The organism is Paenibacillus sp. FSL M8-0142, assembly GCF_038597315.1.
Classification (GTDB): domain Bacteria; phylum Bacillota; class Bacilli; order Paenibacillales; family Paenibacillaceae; genus Paenibacillus_AQ; species Paenibacillus_AQ lactis.
Genome location: NZ_CP152008.1, coordinates 752831 through 775210 on the forward strand (window position 1 = coordinate 752831; position 22380 = coordinate 775210).

Below are 22380 nucleotides of genomic sequence, written 5' to 3' on the forward strand. Positions count from 1 at the left end.
CTTAACGCTTCCATAAATTGCAGGTTGTACTGTAATGGAGGTTGTGGTAAGATAATCTTCCGGTCGAAAGACTGGCATTGATCCTTGAAAACTAGATAACGAAACGAATTTGCGTTTTAGAAATATCCTTCTCTAACGACTTGTGTCAAGTGATTGACCAAGAAGTGAAAGAGTAGCGTTAGAGCGAAAGATTCGTGACAGGTGATCCTTTGGAAGCTTGTTTCACCATTGAGTGGTTTTATCCAATCAGGAAACAAGTGGACAACAGAGCACATGGCACGAAGCTGGAGCGACATGGTTAAGCTACTAAGAGCACACGGAGGATGCCTAGGCGCTAGGAGCCGATGAAGGACGTGGCGAACAACGATACTGCCTCGGGGAGCTGTAAGCAAGCTTCGATCCGGGGATGTCCGAATGGGGAAACCCAGCTGGTGTAATAGCCAGTTACCCGTATCTGAATACATAGGATGCGAGGAGGCATACCCAGGGAACTGAAACATCTAAGTACCTGGAGGAAGAGAAAACAAGAGTGATTCCGTCAGTAGCGGCGAGCGAACGCGGAACAGCCTAAACCAGAGAGCTTGCTCTCTGGGGTTGTGGGACGTCTCACATGGAGTTACAAAGGTTTAGATTAGACGAACAGGTCTGGAAAGGCCGGCCATAGAAGGTAAAAGCCCTGTAATCGAAAATGTGAACCCTCCGAGACGGATCCCGAGTAGTGCGGGGCACGTGAAACCCCGTATGAATCCAGCAGGACCATCTGCTAAGGCTAAATACTCCCTAGCGACCGATAGTGAAGCAGTACCGTGAGGGAAAGGTGAAAAGCACCCCGGAAGGGGAGTGAAATAGAACCTGAAACCGTGTGCTTACAAGAAGTCAGAGCCCGATCTATGGGTGATGGCGTGCCTTTTGTAGAATGAACCGGCGAGTTACGTTCCCATGCAAGGTTAAGGCGAGAAGCCGTAGCCGCAGCGAAAGCGAGTCTGAATAGGGCGCTTTAGTATGTGGACGTAGACCCGAAACCGTGTGATCTACCCCTGTCCAGGGTGAAGGTGCGGTAACACGCACTGGAGGCCCGAACCCACGTACGTTGAAAAGTGCGGGGATGAGGTGGGGGTAGCGGAGAAATTCCAATCGAACTCGGAGATAGCTGGTTCTCCCCGAAATAGCTTTAGGGCTAGCCTCGGAATTGAGAGTCGTGGAGGTAGAGCACTGATTGGGTGCGGGGCCCGCAAGGGTTACCAAGCTCAGTCAAACTCCGAATGCCATAGACTTATATCCGGGAGTCAGACAGTGAGTGCTAAGATCCATTGTCAAAAGGGAAACAGCCCAGACCATCAGCTAAGGTCCCCAAGTGTGTGTTAAGTGGGAAAGGATGTGGAGTTGCACAGACAACCAGGATGTTGGCTTAGAAGCAGCCACCATTTAAAGAGTGCGTAATAGCTCACTGGTCGAGTGACTCTGCGCCGAAAATGTAACGGGGCTAAACACACCACCGAAGCTATGGCTTGATGCTTGCATCAGGGGTAGGGGAGCGTTGTATGCAGGTTGAAGGTGTACCGTAAGGAGCGCTGGACAGCATACAAGTGAGAATGCCGGTATGAGTAACGAAAAGATCAGTGAGAATCTGATCCGCCGAAAGCCCAAGGTTTCCTGAGGAAGGCTCGTCCGCTCAGGGTAAGTCGGGACCTAAGGCGAGGCCGAAAGGCGTAGTCGAAGGACAACAGGTTGAAATTCCTGTACCACCGTAAACCGTTATGAACGATGGGGTGACGCAGGAGGGTAGTGACGCGGACTGATGGATGTCCGTCCAAGCAGTGAGGCTGATGTGTAGGCAAATCCGCACATCGTAAGGCTGGGCTGTGATGGGGAGTGAAAATTACAGTAGCGAAGGTCATGATCTCACACTGCCAAGAAAAGCCTCTAGTCAGGTGAAGGTGCCCGTACCGCAAACCGACACAGGTAGGCGAGAAGAGAATTCTAAGGCGCGCGGAAGAACTCTCGTTAAGGAACTCGGCAAAATGACCCCGTAACTTCGGGAGAAGGGGTGCCTCGGTAGGGTGAATAGCCCGAGGGGGCCGCAGTGAAAAGGCCCAAGCGACTGTTTAGCAAAAACACAGGTCTGTGCGAAGCCGCAAGGCGAAGTATACGGGCTGACGCCTGCCCGGTGCTGGAAGGTTAAGGGGAGCGGTTAGGGGTTAAACCCGAAGCTGTGAACCGAAGCCCCAGTAAACGGCGGCCGTAACTATAACGGTCCTAAGGTAGCGAAATTCCTTGTCAGGTAAATTCTGACCCGCACGAATGGCGTAACGACTTGGGCGCTGTCTCAACGAGAGATCCGGTGAAATTTTAATACCTGTGAAGATGCAGGTTACCCGCGACAAGACGGAAAGACCCCATGGAGCTTTACTGCAGCTTGATATTGGATTTGGGTACGATCTGTACAGGATAGGTGGGAGCCTTTGAAGCATGAGCGCCAGCTTGTGTGGAGGCGACGTTGGGATACCACCCTGATCGTATCTAGGTTCTAACCTGGTACCGTGATCCGGTACGGGGACAGTGTCAGGCGGGCAGTTTGACTGGGGCGGTCGCCTCCTAAAGAGTAACGGAGGCGCCCCAAGGTTCCCTCAGAATGGTTGGAAATCATTCGAAGAGTGCAAAGGCATAAGGGAGCTTGACTGCGAGACCTACAAGTCGAGCAGGGACGAAAGTCGGGCTTAGTGATCCGGTGGTACCGCATGGAAGGGCCATCGCTCAACGGATAAAAGCTACCCTGGGGATAACAGGCTTATCTCCCCCAAGAGTCCACATCGACGGGGAGGTTTGGCACCTCGATGTCGGCTCATCGCATCCTGGGGCTGAAGTAGGTCCCAAGGGTTGGGCTGTTCGCCCATTAAAGCGGTACGCGAGCTGGGTTCAGAACGTCGTGAGACAGTTCGGTCCCTATCTGTCGTGGGCGTAGGAAATTTGAGAGGAGCTGTCCTTAGTACGAGAGGACCGGGATGGACGTACCGCTGGTGCACCAGTTGTTCCGCCAGGAGCATGGCTGGGTAGCTACGTACGGACGGGATAAGCGCTGAAAGCATCTAAGCGTGAAGCCCCCCTCAAGATGAGATTTCCCAGTATGTAAGACCCCTTGAAGACGACGAGGTAGATAGGTTGGAGGTGGAAGTGCAGCAATGCATGGAGCTGACCAATACTAATCGGTCGAGGGCTTATCCTACAAGCTTTCTGAAAGAAAGCTCGCTACGGAAGCATGAACAAAAACCCCAAAAAGTGAAGCGAAGCTTTGAAGCGGATGCCGAATACTTTTCGGGGGCCCCGATCCAACATTGGGGAAATGCTACGGATTCTAATCAACGCAAAGACGTTTCGTATCTAGTTTTCAAGGTTCAAAAGATCTTGAAACGATTTTGAAGCTGCATGCCTTTTCTAAGGCTTGATATTTTGCTGGTGAGCAATCATTGAAGCAAAGTGCAGCGCAAAAATCACGTTTGGTGGCGATGGCGGAAGGGTTCCACGCGTTCCCATACCGAACACGACCGTTAAGCCTTCCAGCGCCGATGGTACTTGGACCGAAGGGTCCCGGGAGAGTAGGACGCCGCCAAGCGAATACATATTCCCTGATAGCTCAGTTGGTAGAGCACTCGACTGTTAATCGAGTTGTCACAGGTTCGAGTCCTGTTCGGGGAGCCACCTGCTTCCATAGCTCAGTAGGTAGAGTGCATCCATGGTAAGGATGAGGTCACCGGTTCGATCCCGGTTGGAAGCTCCAGATCTTCTTTTAGCAACTTAGAAGCAGCTTAAACATGTGGCCCGTTGGTCAAGGGGTTAAGACACCTCCCTTTCACGGAGGTAACAGGGGTTCGAATCCCCTACGGGTCACCAACATGGAGGCTTAGCTCAGCTGGGAGAGCATCTGCCTTACAAGCAGAGGGTCGGGGGTTCGATCCCCTCAGCCTCCACCATTCATGTTTCAATCTCGAATTGGACATGCTAGTAACATGATAATTATTGGGGATTAGCCAAGCGGTAAGGCAACGGACTTTGACTCCGTCATGCATAGGTTCGAATCCTATATCCCCAGCCATTTTCACCTCAATCAAGGTGAAGAGCAGCTTTGAAGGTGAACCGGAAGTCTCGGCGACGCCTTGAATGCGAGCCATTAGCTCAGTTGGTAGAGCACCTGACTTTTAATCAGGGTGTCGAAGGTTCGAGTCCTTCATGGCTCACCAGTGTTTTATCTTGTGCGCGTGTGGCGGAATTGGCAGACGCACTAGACTTAGGATCTAGCGTCTTTGACGTGGGGGTTCAAGTCCCTCCACGCGCACCATATTTGCGGACGTGGCTCAGCGGTAGAGCATCGCCTTGCCAAGGCGAGGGTCGCGGGTTCGATTCCCGTCGTCCGCTCCATTTGCGCCCTTAGCTCAGCTGGATAGAGCGTTTGACTACGAATCAAAAGGTCGGGAGTTCGAATCTCTCAGGGCGTGCCATTTTAAGTTCATATCGGGATGTAGCTCAGCTTGGTAGAGCACCTGGTTTGGGACCAGGGGGTCGCATGTTCGAATCGTGTCATCCCGATTTGCTTAAGAATTCGGTTCCCGCAAAAGTAATCGGCATATGTTTCAAGGCTTAGTCTTTACTTTTGTGGGTTGATATGCGGGTGTAGTTCAATGGTAGAACTCCAGCCTTCCAAGCTGGTAGCGTGGGTTCGATTCCCATCACCCGCTCCATAATATAGCAGGACATCACCATGTGTGATGTTTTTTTACATATCCGCACGATGTTTCTGCGAAGTGTTAATGTATTAAAGAGGAGACTTGCCAATGGCTTCAGGGCTTGTCGTATATGGGATGTTGGCGCTTTTCAAGGGAATGAATTTTGTCGATCTGGCTAATTTTTTCGGTTGAAAAGTGAAGATTTTCGCCCGCATTTATTGTATTATGTTAGGAAGGCGTTATGTTCTAGAGATAAACCGCGTAAAAAGGGCTTTGAGATGGGAGGAGTAGCATGACTGAACTTACAGTAACCGCAAAGAGTAATTCCAACAATCTGCTGCGGCGAGATGTACGGTTCCTTGGCAATATTCTTGGAGAAGTTCTTGTCCACCAAGGAGGCAACGAGCTTTTAGATATAGTTGAGAAAATTCGCGAAACGAGCAAATCGTTGCGATCCGTATTTCTTCCTGAATTGTTCGCAGATTTTAAGAGAATCATCAGCACGCTGGAACCGGATATCCGCCATCAAGTGATCCGCGCTTTTGCGATTTACTTCCAATTGGTTAACATCGCCGAGCAGAATCACCGAATCCGCCGGAAACGCGATTATGAGCGCTCCGCTGGTGAAGGCGTTCAGCCGGGATCCATTGAAAGTGCGGTCCAGGATCTGAAAGAACGCAACATTCCTTTTGAAGAAGTTCAAGAAATTCTCGAAAATCTATCCCTTGAGCTGGTCATGACAGCTCACCCTACTGAAGCGATGCGCAGAGCCATTCTCGATATCCATAAACGGATCGCCGAGGATGTGATGCTGCTGGACAACCCAACATTAACATTCCGCGAAAGAGAACAGCTTCGGGAGAAGCTTCTGAATGAAGTGATTACACTGTGGCAAACCGATGAGCTTCGCGACCGTAAGCCGACCGTTCTGGATGAGGTCCGAAACGGAATGTATTATTTCCATGAGACGCTGTTTCACATTCTGCCAGAGGTTTATCAAGAACTGGAGCGTTGCCTGAATAAGTATTATCCGGGCCATCATTGGCATGTTCCGACGTATCTGCGTTTCGGATCGTGGATCGGCGGAGACCGGGACGGTAATCCTTCGGTGACGGCGGACGTGACCTGGAAAACCCTTGAGATGCAGCGTAAATTGGCAATCCGTGAATACCAGCGGATCCTGCGTGATTTCATGAAGTATCTCAGCTTCAGCTCGACCATTGTCAACGTATCCGACGAGTTGATTGCGTCCATTGAGAAGGACCGCCAAAACGTCACGCTGAAGAAGATGGAAATTTGGCACAATGAGAAAGAGCCGTATCGTATTAAGCTCGTTTATATGCTGGCCAAAATCAGTCATATTCTCGAAGACGAAATGACCGGCAGCGAGCGCTACGAGTCACCGGAAGAATTCATTGAGGATTTGAAGATCATTGACCGCAGCCTGCGCTTCCACTTTGCTGACTATGTCGCCGATACGTACATCCAGAAGCTGATTCGCCAGGTCGAGTTGTTTGGCTTCCATACCGCAACCCTGGATATCAGACAGCACAGCAAAGAGCATGAGAATGCGATGGCTGAGATTTTGCACAAAATGAACGTTACCAGTGATTATGTGCAATTAAGCGAAGATGAGAAGATTGCGCTGCTGAACGACCTGCTGAACGACCCGCGTCCGCTGACGACCCCTTATCAGGAGTACAGCGACAGTACGGAGGAATGCTTGGAAGTGTACCGTACCGTATTCCGTGCTCAGAAGGAATTCGGCGTGAAGTGCATTTCGAGCTATCTGATCAGTATGTCTGAGGGTGCAAGCGATATTCTGGAAGTGATGGTGTTTGCGAAAGAAGCCGGATTGTTCCGGAAGGATACGGACGGTACGGTAGTTGCCACCTTGCAGGCAGCACCGTTGTTCGAGACGATCGAGGACCTTCACGCTGCGCCTGAGATCATGCGTAAGCTCTTTAGCCTTCCGATCTACCGCGAAGCCGTAAGCGCAATGAATGACTTGCAGGAGATCATGCTCGGCTACTCTGACAGCAACAAGGATGGCGGAGCCATTACGGCCAACTGGGAGCTTCAAGTAGCGCTTAAGGAAATCACTGCGGTTGCGAATGAATTTGGCATCAAGGTGAAGTATTTCCATGGGCGGGGCGGATCCTTGGGACGCGGCGGCATGCCGCTGAACCGCAGTATTCTGGCACAGCCGGCCTCCACGATTGCCGGCGGCATCAAGATTACGGAGCAGGGCGAGGTCATCTCGTCGCGCTATTCCCTGAAAGGGATTGCTTATCGAAGCCTGGAGCAAGCCACCTCCGCGCTCATTACGGCATCGATCAATGCACGATATCCTGAAACCCAATCTGTCGATAAAGAATGGGAGGAAATCGCCTCCCGGATCTCGGAGGCAGCGCAGAAGAAGTATCAGGACCTGATCTTCCGCGACCCGGATTTCCTTAGCTTTTTCAAAGAATCGACGCCGCTTCCGGAAGTGGGCGAGCTGAATATCGGTTCCCGCCCATCGAAGCGCAAGAACAGCGACCGTTTCGAGGACCTGAGAGCCATTCCTTGGGTGTTTGCATGGACCCAGAGCCGTTACCTCCTCCCGGCATGGTATGCGGCTGGTACGGGCTTACAGAGCTTCTACCAAGGCAAGGAAGAGAATCTGAAGGTGCTCCAGAAGATGTACACGGACTATCCGTTCTTCACGTCGCTGATTGATACCCTTCAGATGGCACTTGCCAAGGCGGATCTTATCATCGCTAAGGAGTACTCCTTAATGACGAAGGACGATACGTCACGCGAGCGCATCTTTGGAATGATCCAGGAAGAGTTCAACCTGACGAAGGACCTCGTCCTCAAAATTACCGGACAGCAGGACATCCTGGATAATCAACCGGTCCTGCAGGAATCGATTCGACTCCGCAATCCTTACGTCGATCCGCTTAGCTACCTGCAGGTACAGTTGCTCAACGAGCTCCGCAGCTTAAGAGAGCAGGGGCAGGATGACGCGGAGCTGCTTCGCGAAGTGCTGCTCACGATTAACGGCATTGCCGCAGGGCTTCGGAATACGGGCTGATGCGGGCCCTGGCTGGGATCGATCGTTATAGCACAGCAAGACAAAGATCTCGATGAACAAGGCGAGGCTCACTCGAGCCTCGCCTTGTTTTATACCGGATGGATCGCTCCTTATTCATCTTGGGGAGTATGGGGCATGATAGGCTTTGATCCATTCGAAATTTTCGGTTGGATTTCTAATAGTTGTTGATTTTTAGAAACAGTTGAATTACCATTTGAATGATGCTTTTAAAACGTTACCCATCAGACCATTCTGGGGGAGTTATGGTGGAAAATTTGGATGTAAGACTGGCAAAGCTAGCCCGCAAAGGCGATCAGCGAGCTTTTGCCGAAATTGTGGAACTGTACAAGGATAAGATCTTTCATTTAGCATACCGAATGCTAAGCAACCGCCATGAGGCGGAGGACGTCGTACAGGAGACGTTCTTGCGTGTCTATAAAAACCTGGATCGTTATGACGAAAACCAGAAATTCTCGACCTGGATCTACCGGATCGGGACGAATCTTGGTATAGACCGGCTGCGAAAACGCAAGCCTTCTTTCTCGCTGGATGCGGAACTGAACGACAGTGACGGTATGGACGGTTATTCCCTCATCCCGAGTGACAATCGCACACCGGAGAGTGAAACGCTTCTGTCGGAAACGCAGCGGATCATCCACCAGGCGATCGAGGGGCTTCCGGCCAAGTACAAAACGATCATGATCCTGAGATATATACAGGATTTATCGCTGCAAGAGATTAGCGAGATATTGGACTTGCCTGTAACAACGATCAAAACGCGAGTCCACCGTGGACGTGAGTTCCTTAGGAAAAAGCTGGAGCATAAATTGTAAGAAAAAGCCGGGCCACCGGAGGGTGGTTTTTTCTTGCTGACCTCAAGACGGCGCCTTAGTTGACGTTGTCGCTTATGATGCGGGCCAAGAATCGGTAAGGGCTGATTCCCACGATTCAGCGGACTCTGCAGACAAAATTGTTTTTTATCCGAAAATATTTGAAACATCCGTGACTCCTGCACGTATGAACAATAAGCAAGTCTTATGTCCCCGGTCGGGGAATGGACCCAGCAAAGAGATTGAACGAAAGGATTGGCTCACAAATGGATTGCAAATTAGCCGTCTCTTTGATGCATGATTATCTGGATAATGACTTGTCCGAGCCGAAGCAGCTTGAATTGCAGCAGCATTTGCAGGAATGCTCCGAGTGCCGAGTCAATTTCGAGAAGCTGGAGCATACCGATATGCTTCTATTTTCCTTAACTCATCATGCGACGAAGCCATCAGATGATCTAGCAGACCGCATTATGGGCATGCTGCCTAAGCCGAAGAAGCAGAAGGCATGGGTTACCTGGGTTAGGAATCATCCTGCGCTTACAGCGGCAGCCATGTTTGTCGTGGTCATGCTCTTTAGCACCATCAGCTTCTGGAACCAAGAGAACCAGCTGGTTGTGAAGAGTGATGAATTCGAGAAGCTGGTGATTGAAGGTGACACGGTCATCATTCCTGCCGATCAGGTCATTGCGGGAGATATAACCGTTGAGAATGGGAAGACTAAGGTCTATGGCCAAGTGAATGGCAATCTCACGGTCATTGACGGGGAGTTGTTCCAGGCCTCCACCGCTCATATAGCAGGTCAAGTTAAAGATATTGATAAGGCAATGGATTGGATATGGTACAAAATCTCCAATCTGTTCACAGATGTCGCTTACCGATAAGAATCGCCTGCACCTTACTGAATACAAGCGCCTCTTTTCAGTGAAAAGACGGCGCTTCTTTTATTACAAAAATCTGCAGAAAGCAGGTTATGGACGAGGCATTCGCTTGCATCGGAAAGATTAACGTTATAACCTAGAGAGTGTAGAGTACATACTACATATATAGTCTCAAGCGTTATGCATGAGGACGTTCAAAAAGTTCCCAGTGAGGGGCAGATTTTTTGAACCCGCACTTAATGGAATTGACGGGGGTTGCTGTATGGAGTATTTCACGGATATGACCTGGGGAGAAACCATCAAGGATATAATCGATATTCTTATCGTTACCTATATTATATATCAAATGATTCTGCTCGTTCGGGGCACAAGAGCTGTGCAGCTGTTGAAAGGAATCTTGGTACTGGTCGTTATTTGGGCGCTCAGCACCTGGTTCGATCTGTACACGCTCAAATGGCTGATGAATCAGATCTTCACGTTCGGGGTGCTGGCCATCTTTATTATTTTCCAGCCAGAGCTTAGACGTGGACTGGAGCAGCTTGGCCGCGGCAAGTTCTTCGGACGAACGGCGGACGCCGATGAAGAGACCCATAAATTAATTAGCGAAACCATTAAGGCCGTTAATTATTTGTCGAAGCGAAAAATCGGTGCCCTCATCGTATTTGAGCGGACAACCGGTCTCAATGAGTATGTCGAATCCGGCATTCCGATGCGATCGGTGATCAGCTCGGAATTGTTCATTAACATTTTCATACCGAACACGCCGCTTCATGATGGAGCGGTTATTATCCAGAACGGACAGATTGCCGCGGCGGGCTGTTACTTACCCTTATCGGAGAATCCTTTTATAAGCAAAGAGCTTGGTACCAGACACCGCGCAGCCATAGGAATCAGTGAAGTGGGGGATGCGATCTCGGTGGTCGTATCGGAGGAGACCGGTCAAGTATCGTTAGCATTGAATGGGCAAGTGGTTCGGGATATCAAGGAAGAATCCCTCATCTCCAAGCTGTATGAGGAGATGCGTCCTGCCGCATCCACGAAGGAGAAACGCACGTTCTTCTGGAAACGGAAGGAGGGCCGTAATGGATAAATGGATTAAGAACAATACAGTCAGCAAGCTGATTGCATTGGCTGTCAGCATCTTGTTGTGGGCGATGGTTCATATGGACAGCGGCTCGCCTCCTCCCCCGACAACCTTCTACGATACCCGTGTGATTGAAGGGGTCAAAATTCAAACCTACGGGTTCGATGATGGCGAATATGCTTTAACGGGTATCGACAAAGACCGCGTGACGCTGGAAGTGAGGGGCAAACGGTCCAACATCACCCTGTTTACGGATGAGTACAAAGTAAAGCTTGACCTTAGCAATGTGAAGGAGCCCGGTACCCATACCCTTCCTTTAACTGCTTCAGTGCCGAACGGAGTGGAGGTCGTATCGATGGATCCCAGCATGGTTACGGTGACCGTAGAGAAGCGGGTCTCCAAGTCGGTGACGGTAAGTATTGGCACGAAGGGCGAGCCAGCCAAAGATTACCGGGCCGGGACACCCGTGCTGATCGACCCACGCCAAGTCACGGTGACGCTGCCGGAATCCAGGATGGAGAAGCTCGGTCAGGTGAAGGGGAATATTGAGCTGGACGGAGCCAAGGAGAACATTACGGAGAAACGCGTCAAGCTGACGGCATATGATAAGGAAGGCGTCGTGATGGAGGATGCGGTCATCGAGCCGAGCAGCGTAGCGGCCGAAGTGCCGATTGAGCCTGCCTTTGTGACGGTGCCGCTGGAGCTGAAATATACGGGAAGATTGGCCGAAGGGCTTGTGCTTTCCAAGGTGGATCAAAAGGTCAAGGAAGTCAAGTTGTTCGGGAGCAAAGAGGCGCTTGCAGGAGCAGAGACCTATATCGAAGCGATTGTGGATTTGTCTGAAATTAACAAATCAGGAACAACAGTACTTACGGCCGACTTGACGCCGCCTGAAGGTTTTGAGAAAATCGAGCCGAGCTCTGTCGAAGTTGAGGTTACGGCCGTATCGCATGGCGAACGGGTCATTAGCGGAATCCCGATAACCTTAAAGGGAGTAGCTTCGGGCCTGGAAGCTGTTATCCTTGAGCCCGAGGAGAAGTCGATATCACTTACGCTTACCGGAGCGCCCGACCTGCTGAATAGTCTGACTCCCGAAGATATCGGGGCTCAGGCCAATCTAGCCGGGTTGAAGGCGGGTATGCATGAAATTCCGCTTCAAATCACGCTTCCGGATTTCATTAATCGAGCCGACAGGAATCGACTGGTTGTGAAGATCGAGCTGAAGGACAACTCTACGCCGGTTACAACCAACCCGGGAACCACGCCGAAGGATGACGGCAAGGATAAAGACCAGACCGATCCGCCGAGTACCGGAACAGGCAATGAGCAGGGGAATCAAAGCGTAGCGCCGCCCGTAAATTCGGGAACGGATGCCAGCGGAAACGAAGAGGAACCGGCCCATCCGCCGGCAGATGGAAGTACTGACGATGGGGATACGGGTACAGAAACACCGAATGAGTGAAACATAAAGAAATGTAGATAAAGGGGAAGAGAACACATGGGGAAATATTTTGGAACAGATGGGGTAAGAGGGATTGCCAATCAAGAGCTGACTGCCGAAATGGCTTACAGCATCGGCCGCTGCGGCGGCTATGTACTAACGGGGGATAAGGAGAAGCCGACTGTCGTGATTGGCATGGATACGCGCGTATCCGGAGCTATGCTGGAATCTGCATTGGTGGCAGGACTACTGTCGATCGGTGCGCATGTTATTCGTCTAGGGGTTGTTAGCACCCCTGCGGTAGCGTACATTACAAGATTGTTGAAAGCCGATGCCGGCGTTATGATCTCGGCCTCGCACAATCCGGTTGAAGATAACGGAATTAAGTTCTTTGGCGGAGACGGCTTCAAGCTGTCCGATGAAACGGAGCTCAAGATTGAAGAGCTCATGGATGCGGAGAAGGACGAGCTTCCGCGTCCGATCGGAGCCGAACTGGGCGAGCTTCGCGTAGATAATGAATCGAAATTTAAATACTTGGAGTATTTGAAGACAACTATCAGCAACCGTTTCGACGGCCTGAAAATCGTGCTGGACTGCGCGAACGGCGCAGCTTACGAGCTCGCTCCGAAGCTGTTCCGCGAGCTTGGTGCGGAGATTATTACGATCGGCGCTGAGCCTAACGGTCTAAACATCAATGATGGCTGCGGATCGACACATCCGGAGAAGCTGGTTGAAGCCGTCCTTGCCCACGGCGCGGATCTGGGACTTGCTTTTGACGGAGATGCGGATCGTCTGATCGCCATTGACGGGAAAGGCGAGGAGGTTGATGGCGACTTCATCCTGTGCATCTGCGGAGATGCAATGAATCGTGCTGGCAAGCTGAAAGCAGGAACGATTGTGTCCACGGTCATGAGCAACATCGGCTTCTACAAAGCTTGCGACAGCTTGAAGCTGAAAACGGCCAAGACGGCCGTTGGCGACCGCTACGTGATGGAAGAGATGCGTCGCGGCGGATTTAACCTCGGCGGCGAGCAGTCCGGTCATGTTATTTTCCTGGACTATAACACAACCGGTGACGGAATTCTGACAGGCATTCAGCTGGTGGACACCATCGTAGCTTCCGGCAAACCGCTGCATGAACTGAAGAACAGCATGCGCAAGTATCCTCAAGTGCTTGTTAACGTGCGCGTTGGCGATAAAACGAAGTACCAAGGAAATAAGGCAATCGAGTCTGCGATTTCCGAGGTAGAGCAGATTTTGGGAGATAACGGCCGGGTACTGGTTCGCCCTTCCGGTACGGAATCCCTCATTCGGGTTATGGCCGAAGGTCCGGATAAAGACGAGCTGGATCGCTATGTAACCCAGATTGCCGATGTCGTGAAGCGGGAATTAGCCTAAGGCTAAAGTTGGATTTTTCAAGGGTGGAACACCAGTTTATGTAAGGGCCAGTGAACTAGAACAGCTGATAACTGGCCCGCATATTCCTGGTATGATGCAGCGCATGAAAGCGGAAGCAAGCCTTGCTATGACTGCATATGCTGCAGGTATAGGCTCCGCATTCCTGATGCATGGATTCAAGTAGTCTGGAAGGCCGATTCTTGGTGGAGCTCGAAAGAGAAGGCTAGCCACTAAAGTTGCCAAACCCTATTCGGGTGAATATAATATAGAATGTCATTCAAGAATGGAAAGAGAGGGTTGTGAGGTAGACCATAAGCTTCATAAGCGCCAGAGCTTGAAAAATGCGCGGGGAAATCGTTATGACGAATCGATGTGATAACGAAACGGCACAATCAAGCTGACGAGGTGGAGGTGTTCGGATTGTTCGGCGGGGACCTCCCGGGATTGCACCAGAACCGTAAGCTGAACGCGGAAAAGGAATGGGCGACCGTTCTTACAACGCATCAGCAGGTGCTCATCGTATTTCATAAAAACATGAATGTGCGAATCAAGTGTGCGTACAGCGCGGTGGAAGAAGAGTGCATTCATGATTGTTCAATAGCTTAAGGGAAAGCTATCAAGCTATCGTTGAACATTGATAATTGAATAGATCATTCTTCTTTCGTAATACCGCACAGCAGGTGCGCATTCTTCTTTTCGCATAACCATTACTTTTGGAAACCGAACGGAGGAATCATACAATGTGTGGTATTGTCGGATATATTGGAAATCAGAAGACGCAAACGGTGTTGCTGGAAGGACTCAAAAAGCTCGAGTATCGCGGATATGACTCTGCAGGAATCGCAGTGTTCACCAATGAAGGGCTTCGCATAGCCAAGGCACAGGGACGTCTGGCCAATCTTGAGGAACGGCTGGAAACAGCGCCGCTGGTCGGTACGGCCGGGATCGGTCATACCCGCTGGGCTACGCATGGCCGTCCATCGGATGTCAACTCCCATCCGCATACGGACGAGAGCCAGAAGTTCTCGGTCGTACACAACGGGATCGTTGAGAACTACCTGGAGCTGAAGGAAGAGCTGATCCAGCAAGGGCATCACTTTGTGTCCGAGACCGATACGGAAGTGATCTCGCATCTCATCGCCCGTGAATATGACGGAGATATCGTGAAGGCGGTGCAGAAGGCGATCAAGTATATGAGAGGGGCTTTTGCACTTGGCGTACTAACGGAGTACGAACCGGATAAGCTGGTTGCCGTTCGTCAAGCCAGCCCGCTCATTATCGGCCTTGGTGAAGGCGAGAACTTTATCGGTTCTGATATTCCGGCGATTTTGAAATATACGCGGAACGTATATATTTTGAATGACGGCGAGATGGCGCTGCTCACTGCAGATGCTGTCGAATTGATGACGATCGAAGGGAATTTTATTTCTCGGGAAATGATTCGTGTCGATTGGGATGCCGTCACGGCGGAAAAAGGCGGGTTCGATCACTTTATGCTGAAGGAGATCCACGAGCAGCCGAAGGCCTATCGGGATACGATGCTGGGCCGCGTGGATGAGAGCGGACGGAAAGTCGTCCTCCCTGAGCTGAAGCTGACGAACGAGCAGATCGCGAATATTCGCAATGTCCAAATCATTGCCTGCGGAACGGCTTACCATGCCGGTCTTGTCGGACGCAGCGTGATCGAGGGAATGGTACGTATACCTGTCGAGAACGACGTGGCTTCCGAATATCGTTACCGTTCGCCGATTGTCACGCCTGAGACGCTGGTCATCGTTGTGAGCCAGTCCGGCGAGACGGCAGATACGCTGGCAGCCCTTCGTGAAGCGAAGAGCCACGGCGCCCATGTTCTGGCGATTACGAACGTGGTCGGCAGCTCGATCGCCCGTGAAGCCGACGACGTGCTTGGTACGTTGGCAGGACCTGAAATCGCGGTTGCTTCGACAAAAGCCTACACCTCCCAGCTGATCGCATTCTATCTGCTTGGTCTGTATCTGGCTCAGGTACGCGGCACGATGACGGAGGACGCTGTTGCCGAAGTGATTGCTGCGATGGAGGCTCTGCCGGAGCAGGTGGAAGCGATGCTGGCGAATGCCGAATCGATCAAAGCCTATGCCGAGCAGATCGCCAAGCATGAGCACCTGTTCTTTATCGGCCGCGGCCAAGATTATGCGGTAGCCCAGGAAGGCTCCCTGAAGCTGAAGGAGATCTCCTACATCCATTCTGAGGCTTATGCTGCCGGTGAGCTGAAGCACGGCACGCTCGCTTTGATTGAGGAAGGGATTCCGGTGATCGCTCTTGCAACCCAGGAAGCGGTGCTGGAGAAAACCGTAAGCAACATTAAGGAAGTGAAAGCGCGGGGTGCGGAAGTCATGGCCATTACCTACGAGGAGCATGTGGCTGACCTGCTGAAGTCGGTCGACCAAGCCTTCGCGATTCCAAAGACGCTGCCGGTACTGACGGCCGCCTTGTCCGTGATCCCGCTGCAGCTGCTTGCTTACTATGCTTCCCTCGCTCGGGGCAATGACGTGGATAAGCCGCGGAACCTGGCGAAGAGCGTGACGGTAGAGTAAGCGTGGGCTTTGCTCGTAATTGTGTGAATGTATTAAGTATTCTTTGTAACTTGAATAATAAAGCTTGTAACCAATAAAAGAAGTATGCATATGGAAACCATGGATTGTAACTTCTAAACCAAAAGAGCTCAGATTAGTCTGAGCTCTTTTGTTGTTTAATCAAGAAAATCAGAGGGTTTAATATAAAAAAGGCTAACAGCATTCTAGGAATCTTGTTGTACCTTCAGGTTCCCTAGATTAAAACTGGAACATAATAGCAATTGATAAGAAATGCTCGGACCGGGAAAATGATATATTTGTTTCGTAAATCATGAAAGCAAGGAGTGATTGAAGGAATGGGTGACGTGATTTTAACAATGCAGCTTTCGCTGGACGGCGTCGTGTCGGATGAAAATCAGTGGATGACATTGAGCGAAGAGATCTTTGAGGATTATTTGGAATATTACAATACTGTCGATACGATTATCGTAGGCAGAAATTCGTACGCTTCGTTAGCCCAGCATTGGCAGCAGGCGGAGCATTCTTCCAATGCGCTGGAACGGGCCATCGCCATGCGCATGAACGAGATCTCCAAAGTGGTCATTTCCAGCTCCAAAGTCGATTTGGTCTGGAGAAACTCGCAGCAGATTGGGAGTGGCAATACCTCGCTCGCTCGTGAGCTGGAAGCACTGAAAAGCCGGGTCAATCGAATTTCCGTCGAAAGCGGAGTAAAGACATGGCAATCTTTCATCCACAGCGGACTTTACGACGAGCTGTGGCTGCTCGTTCATCCCGTCATCGCTTCCCGCGGCGAGCGCTTGTTCGCTTTGGCCAACAAGCAGCAGTCCCTCCGGTTGATCCGCTCCAAAACATACAAGAACGGCGTCGTCGGCTTGCATTACCAGCGAAAATAATTTAAGAAAAAGGAGGGGCGAGAACTGATGAACAACGTTATATCCAAAGATGGAACGGCCATCGCCTATGACCAATACGGCAACGGTCCGGCTGTGATCCTGGTAACTGGCGCTCTAGGGTATCGCAAGTTCCCTTCGCAAGAGCAACTGGCAGATTTGCTGGCGAACCATTATACCGTGATCAATTACGACCGACGCGGGCGGGGAGACAGTGACGACACACCGCCCTATGCGGTGGAGCGCGAGATTGAAGATATCGATGCACTAATAGAATCCGTGGGCGGGAGCGCCTATTTGTATGGTGTATCGTCCGGAGCAATTCTCGCCCTGGAGGCCGCTGATCGGTTGTCTGAAAAAATCCCAAAGCTGGCGCTGTATGAACCGCCCCTCATCCTTGACGCAAGCCGTCCGCCTCTTCCCCTGGATTACGTCGAGCAGTTGGACGAGGCTATCTTGTCCGGACAACGCGACAAAGCTTTGGAAATTTTCATGACACAGGCGCTGCTTATTCCGGAAGAATACTTGGCTCCGCAGAAGGAAAGTCCGATATGGAGAGATTTTCTGGCTGTTGCGCATACGCTCGCATATGATGGAAGGATCGCACGTGATGTGATGATCGGCAAGCCGCTGCCAACCAGCAAATGGGCTCGAGTAACGTCCTCCACAGTGGTAATTTCCGGCGCAAACAGCGAGCCTTTCTTCCATGAAGCTGCGAAAACATTGGCCCATCATCTCGTAAAGGCGAAGGATCGGGTGCTTGCGGGACAAGATCACAATGTCGATCCTGCGGCTCTCGTTCCTTTACTGGTCGAATTTTTCAACAGTTAAGGATACTTGGGCAAGGGATAAACCAGAGCTTTTATCTCAGAAGAAGTGAAGTGTCTGAAAGTTAATTATTCTTTCTAAACTGAATAATATGATAAGCAACACAAGAGCCCCTCAAGTTATTTAACAGAGGGGCTCTTGTTATTGCAGAAATCAAGGACACTTGGGTAGGCCATGCATTATGTAAAGTCAAAATAGCCGTGAATGATTGAGCCTGGCCAAACCACGGTGACGCATCCATCCTCGACTAAGTCAAAATCCTTCTCAGGCTTACTCTCGTTGAATCGAGTTGGCCGAAATAAAGTAGGGAGCAGGGGTTTATCGTTCTTCGTATTGAATTCCCCGTTCGTTAAACACTTTCATGACCACAAACATGGCATCCAGCGCTTTGGGAAAGCCTGCGTAAGATACGCAGTGCATGACGGCCTCTACAATCTCATTTGGCGTAAGCCCGGCATTCAAGGCTGCTTCGATATGGAAATCGAGCTGAGCCGCTGCGCCTGAGGCAAGCATAGCCGCTATGGTAAGCAGGCTCCTTTGTTTTAGATCCAGGCCTGGACGGGAATACAGCGAGCCATAAGGGAACTCGACAATCAGCCTGGCCATATCCGGTGAGAATTTTTCCATCTGTTTGACCGTTGCGTTCAGTCGTTCTTCACTTACCATCTGTTGCAAAACTTCGATTCCTTTATTATAGCGATTCGACTCCATAAACGTCCTCCGTAAGCGTTAATCTAGACTAAGCAATCGGGTAAGAATCGGCGGGATTTCTTGCGGATCCACCATGACCTCGATTACCGTAGCCGTATGGGACTGCAAGGCTGACTGAACCGCCCTCGTAATGTCGGCTTCATTTTCGCAGCGGAATGCCATGGCGCCCATGGATTGGGCAAATAAGCTCACATCCAGCGGTCGTTCATAGACAGCGCCTACCGAACGCCCGGTGTTATAAGACATTCCCTTTTCCACCATATCTAAACGGCCGTTATTCAGTACAAAGAAAATAACCGGAATTCCATGGTTCACGGCTGTCGATATCTCGGTGCCGTGCATCATGATGCAGCCGTCGCCGGTCACGCAGACGACAGGGCGATCGGGCATGGCAATTTTCGCTCCGATCGAATAGCCGATCGCTGCCCCCATAGCGATGAACACTTCATCGAAATAGAATGTCCCGGGCTCGATGATCTCGAAGTTTTGTACGGCATGAAAGGAGTGACTCCCTGCATCCCCGAAGAGAACTGCCTCTTTCGGGAGCACGGATCGCAAGCTTCGGAACGCCGTTCCCGCTGACAACACGGATTCCGCTTGGGAGGTCGCTGCTGCCACTTGTGCCCGGGCAATCAGCATCTCATGCTCTTTGGACGATGCCCCGCTTTGCGAGATGAGTTGAGTCAGGTTAGAGCGGATATCGCCAAGAATCAGTTGCGTCGGCGCCTGAATGGTTTTACCTGCGAACTTAAGGTCATACTCAAATTGCAAAACCTTTTCCGGCTCCATATCGGGCGTAAATCCGGACAAGGACATATCGCACAATTTGCTGCCTACGACGATCATCAGGTCAATGCCGGATCTCATATAATCGGTTGCATGCTTGGAACCGCCGAGACCATACCCGCCTAGGTATAAGGGGTGGCTGGTAGGAAATGCTCCTTTCGCACCCGGCGTGGTCATTACAGGAATCCCCCAATGCTCGGCCATGATCCGCAATGGTTCATAGGCATCCGCCATGACGGCGCCTTTGCCCAGAAAGAGGACGGGCTTCTTAGCCTCGCCCAGCATCGATATCGCCTTATCGATATCGGGGGATACAACTGGTGAAATGTGGTCTGGCAAAGGCAGGTAGAAGCTCTCGACTTCCTCCATCAGCACATCAAATGGGATACAAAGATGAACAGGGCCTTTTTCACCCGTGTAGGCTTTTTCCAGGGCATGTTTAAGGTACAAGTAAAGAAGGTCCCCACGTTCGATGCGGGCACTGAACAAGGTAACGGGCTCGAACATCTTAACCAAATCGGCCCCAAACTGGCTTGAATCCTGACTTAAAGCGCGCCCAGTCTCCCGCATCGATGGCTGTCCGGTGATGAACAATACCGGTAACTGGAACTCTTTGGCCTGCCCGGCGGCTGTGATCAGATTCGTTCCTCCCGGGCCGGAAGTACCAATCGCGATCCCCATTGTTTTTTTCGCCAGTGCATAGCCTGACGCCTCAAACCCAGAGCCAGCTTCGTGACGACCCAGCACATATTGAATACCATGGCTTTCAAGCTCCAGCATCAGCGGAGAAATGGACTTTCCGGGAATTCCGAATACGTGAGAAATCCCCCAATTTTTAAAATGCTCGACTAATAGGGTATACACTCTCTTTTTCATCCTATCACCCCTGCAAATTGGTTTTTATTGTCGCCGTTTTGTTCAACAACCGCTCGATTTGTTCTGCGGGTAAAGGTGGGTAATAATAAAACCCTTGCACTTCATGGCAGCTTTGACTACGCAGGAAATCCAACTGATCCTTGGTTTCTACGCCTTCTGCGATAACATCGATGCCAAGCTTATGAGCCATCGCTATGATCGTAGCCACAATGTCCGCGTCATTCGAATCCGTCATAATATTCCTGACAAAGGATTGATCAATCTTCAGCCGGTCAATCGAAAACAATTTTAAGTAGTAAAGATTGCTATAACCCGTCCCAAAGTCGTCGATGCAAATTTGTATGCCTAGTTCCTTCAGTTTCCCGAGTACCTCGATCGCAACATCGACATTCATCGTCATCGACTCGGTAATCTCGAGCTCCAGGTATTGGGGATCGATGTGGGTTTCGAGTAAAATCTCTTTGATGGTGTCTACCAAATTATATCTTGAGAATTGGCGAGAAGAGAGATTGACCGATACGCTCATAGGAGGGAACCCCTTATCCTTCCATATTTGATTCTGAAGGCACGCGGTTTTGAGCACCCATTCCCCAAGGGGGACAATGAGTCCTGTTTCCTCGGCGATCGGGATGAACTTAGTTGGAGGGACCAAGCCGAGAGTCGGATGATTCCAACGAACGAGCGCCTCGGTACCGATGATGTTCCCAGTCAGAATATCGATTTGGGGCTGGTAATATACCACGAATTCATCTAGGTCTAACGCTTTACGGATTGAATGCTCCAAGGTAAGTCTTTCAATACCGCTGCTGTTTGGCACAGGTTTGAAAATGTTATAATTGTTCTTCCCGTCGTCTTTCATCCGGTAAAGAGCAATGTCGGCATTCTTCATGAGCACCTCGACATTCGTGCCGTCTTGAGGATAGAAGACAACACCGATACTGGCCGTTATATAGAATTCATAGCCGTCTACCGCAAATGGTTTCTCAAATGCTTTTATAATCTCTTCGGCAACATGAATGGCTTCCGTATGATCCGTAATCTCTTGCAGGAGGATCGTGAATTCATCCCCGCCCATTCTGGAAACCAGTTGATTCGGAGCATGACAGCAAGTTTTCAGACGCTCGGCAACCAGCTTTAACAGCACGTCTCCGTTGTTATGGCCCAGCGTGTCATTAATCTTCTTGAAGCTGTCCAGATCAAGAAACATGACGGCAAAGATACTGTTTTCTTTCACCCCATGCTTCAGGAGCTCATCAATATGCCTGGTGAAGAATCTTCGATTCGGCAAACCGGTTAAATCGTCGTGGTAGGCTAAATAATTAATTTGCTTTTGCGTATGATAACGCTCCGTGATATCCCGAAACTGTGCAAATGCGCCCATGACCTGCATATTCTCATCACGAATAGGGAAGGCGTCGAACAGGCAGACCAGCTCGTTTTGCCCCGTCCGAGGGTGCAGTATGAATTCCATATTTTCGTATTCTTTTCCCGATTGAAGGACCTCTTGAATGAACTCATTTGTTTTGGCATCCGGAATAGGTTTATGAAGGACATCCTGTTTTTTGGCACCCGTTAAAATTTCAGCAAACTTGTTAAACTCGGTTATGTTCCCATCCCGATCCGTAATAATGATGCCGTTTCTGGTTGTTTCGATAACCACCTGATTCAATATGTGCAATCGTCGATTTTGCTTTTTCAGCAGGAGCTCTCTTTCGATTGAATCTACGACCGTACTCAGCATCGCCAGCAAAAATGGGTTGTGCTGATCGATCGTCGTCATGATTGTAATGGTTCCAAGCAGATTGGAGATATCTGTATATTGGAAGGGTACGGAATAACACGCGGAGGACCACAAAAACTCATAATAATGCTCGTCCCCGACAAGCTGAATGGGCTGACGATGATCCAAAACCAAATTAATGCTGTTAGTTCCCGCTTCTTGCTCGTTGAACACGAGGCCAATCTGTATGCCCGATTGCTGAACCACGCTCTTGATCGCTTCATCCCCGGCCATTTCCAGAATACAGCCATTCTCATCGGAAATCAGGATCAGCAGTGGAATCCCTTTCATGAGCTCCAACATCTTATGTACAAAAAAATTGATTACCGACAATATTTCTTCGTATTCGGCCCGTTTTAGATTCAAATCGCCTTCTGATAAAAAGGTCGAAAAAGAGGGAACCCCCCGTGGATCAATACCTAGCTTCTCACATCTCTTTTTAGACTCCGAGATCAAGGATACTTTCGTCAAAGCAATCCCCATCCCCCTTCGCTCCATGAAAATGCAG

General features: G+C 50.4%; 13 protein-coding genes, 11 tRNA genes and 2 rRNA genes. 23 read left to right on the forward strand and 3 right to left on the reverse strand.

Annotated features, from left to right (window positions below; translation table 11 throughout):
• The first annotated feature begins 296 nt into the window (after positions 1-296).
• The 23 genes from NSQ46_RS03285 (at position 297) to NSQ46_RS03395 (ending at position 17722) form a co-directional block, all read left to right on the forward strand.
• Positions 297-3223, forward strand: a 23S ribosomal RNA gene (locus tag NSQ46_RS03285).
• Positions 3224-3493: 270 nt separating this feature from the next.
• Positions 3494-3610 (forward strand): 5S ribosomal RNA (gene rrf / locus NSQ46_RS03290).
• A gap of 10 nt (positions 3611-3620) precedes the next feature.
• A tRNA-Asn gene (locus NSQ46_RS03295) sits at positions 3621-3696 on the forward strand.
• Positions 3697-3699: 3 nt separating this feature from the next.
• A tRNA-Thr gene (locus tag NSQ46_RS03300) sits at positions 3700-3775 on the forward strand.
• 38 nt (positions 3776-3813) lie between these two features.
• Positions 3814-3888 (forward strand) — tRNA-Glu (locus NSQ46_RS03305).
• A gap of 4 nt (positions 3889-3892) precedes the next feature.
• Positions 3893-3968, forward strand: a tRNA-Val gene (locus NSQ46_RS03310).
• A 47-nt stretch (positions 3969-4015) separates the two neighbouring features.
• A tRNA-Gln gene (locus NSQ46_RS03315) sits at positions 4016-4090 on the forward strand.
• A 69-nt stretch (positions 4091-4159) separates the two neighbouring features.
• Positions 4160-4235: transfer RNA gene (locus tag NSQ46_RS03320), tRNA-Lys, on the forward strand.
• Between the two features lie 14 nt (positions 4236-4249).
• Positions 4250-4333, forward strand: a tRNA-Leu gene (locus NSQ46_RS03325).
• Between the two features lie 5 nt (positions 4334-4338).
• Positions 4339-4413: transfer RNA gene (locus tag NSQ46_RS03330), tRNA-Gly, on the forward strand.
• 3 nt (positions 4414-4416) lie between these two features.
• Positions 4417-4493: transfer RNA gene (locus NSQ46_RS03335), tRNA-Arg, on the forward strand.
• 14 nt (positions 4494-4507) lie between these two features.
• A tRNA-Pro gene (locus NSQ46_RS03340) sits at positions 4508-4581 on the forward strand.
• A 78-nt stretch (positions 4582-4659) separates the two neighbouring features.
• Positions 4660-4733, forward strand: a tRNA-Gly gene (locus NSQ46_RS03345).
• Positions 4734-5010: 277 nt separating this feature from the next.
• Positions 5011-7797, forward strand: a complete 2787-nt coding sequence (gene ppc / locus NSQ46_RS03350) for a phosphoenolpyruvate carboxylase (RefSeq protein WP_007133194.1) — start codon at positions 5011-5013, stop codon at positions 7795-7797.
• Between the two features lie 263 nt (positions 7798-8060).
• Positions 8061-8630, forward strand: coding sequence for an RNA polymerase sigma factor SigW (sigW, locus tag NSQ46_RS03355; protein ID WP_034274467.1), 570 nt, complete (start codon positions 8061-8063; stop codon positions 8628-8630).
• A gap of 263 nt (positions 8631-8893) precedes the next feature.
• Positions 8894-9508 carry a zf-HC2 domain-containing protein gene (locus NSQ46_RS03360; RefSeq protein WP_007133196.1) on the forward strand — a complete coding sequence of 205 codons (615 nt, stop codon included), beginning with the start codon at positions 8894-8896 and terminating at the stop codon, positions 9506-9508.
• A gap of 259 nt (positions 9509-9767) precedes the next feature.
• Complete coding sequence (cdaA, locus tag NSQ46_RS03365) at positions 9768-10595, forward strand: diadenylate cyclase CdaA (protein WP_007133197.1); 828 nt, start codon at positions 9768-9770, stop codon at positions 10593-10595.
• Complete coding sequence (locus tag NSQ46_RS03370; protein ID WP_213617001.1) at positions 10588-12051, forward strand: CdaR family protein; 1464 nt, start codon at positions 10588-10590, stop codon at positions 12049-12051. The genes cdaA and NSQ46_RS03370 overlap by 8 nt, the downstream gene beginning before the upstream one ends.
• Before the next feature lie 36 nt (positions 12052-12087).
• Complete coding sequence (glmM, locus tag NSQ46_RS03375; RefSeq protein WP_007133199.1) at positions 12088-13428, forward strand: phosphoglucosamine mutase; 1341 nt, start codon at positions 12088-12090, stop codon at positions 13426-13428.
• Positions 13429-13800: 372 nt separating this feature from the next.
• Entirely contained in the window at positions 13801-14034 is a 234-nt protein-coding gene (locus NSQ46_RS03380; protein WP_138919369.1) for a hypothetical protein, read from the forward strand.
• Positions 14035-14168: 134 nt separating this feature from the next.
• Entirely contained in the window at positions 14169-16001 is a 1833-nt protein-coding gene (gene glmS, locus NSQ46_RS03385) for a glutamine--fructose-6-phosphate transaminase (isomerizing) (RefSeq protein ID WP_007133201.1), read from the forward strand.
• A 335-nt stretch (positions 16002-16336) separates the two neighbouring features.
• Positions 16337-16894, forward strand: a complete 558-nt coding sequence (locus tag NSQ46_RS03390) for a dihydrofolate reductase family protein (RefSeq protein ID WP_213617003.1) — start codon at positions 16337-16339, stop codon at positions 16892-16894.
• 27 nt (positions 16895-16921) lie between these two features.
• Positions 16922-17722, forward strand: a complete 801-nt coding sequence (locus NSQ46_RS03395) for an alpha/beta hydrolase (protein WP_213617005.1) — start codon at positions 16922-16924, stop codon at positions 17720-17722.
• A gap of 315 nt (positions 17723-18037) precedes the next feature.
• On the opposite strand, the gene NSQ46_RS03400 is transcribed toward NSQ46_RS03395, so the two are convergent.
• Genes NSQ46_RS03400 through NSQ46_RS03410 form a run of 3 tightly spaced genes read right to left on the reverse strand, consistent with a single transcriptional unit; the run spans position 18038 to position 22163 of the window.
• The gene (locus tag NSQ46_RS03400; RefSeq protein WP_007133204.1) at positions 18038-18430 is read right to left on the reverse strand and encodes a carboxymuconolactone decarboxylase family protein; all 393 of its coding nucleotides are present in this window, start codon (positions 18428-18430) and stop codon (positions 18038-18040) included.
• Positions 18431-18448: 18 nt separating this feature from the next.
• Positions 18449-20092 (reverse strand): thiamine pyrophosphate-binding protein, encoded by a 1644-nt coding sequence (locus tag NSQ46_RS03405; RefSeq protein ID WP_342576332.1) that lies wholly within the window; start codon positions 20090-20092, stop codon positions 18449-18451.
• 4 nt (positions 20093-20096) lie between these two features.
• Positions 20097-22163: an EAL domain-containing protein gene (locus tag NSQ46_RS03410; RefSeq protein WP_232239306.1), complete on the reverse strand. Its 2067-nt coding sequence runs from the start codon at positions 22161-22163 to the stop codon at positions 20097-20099.
• Positions 22164-22380: the final 217 nt, after the last annotated feature.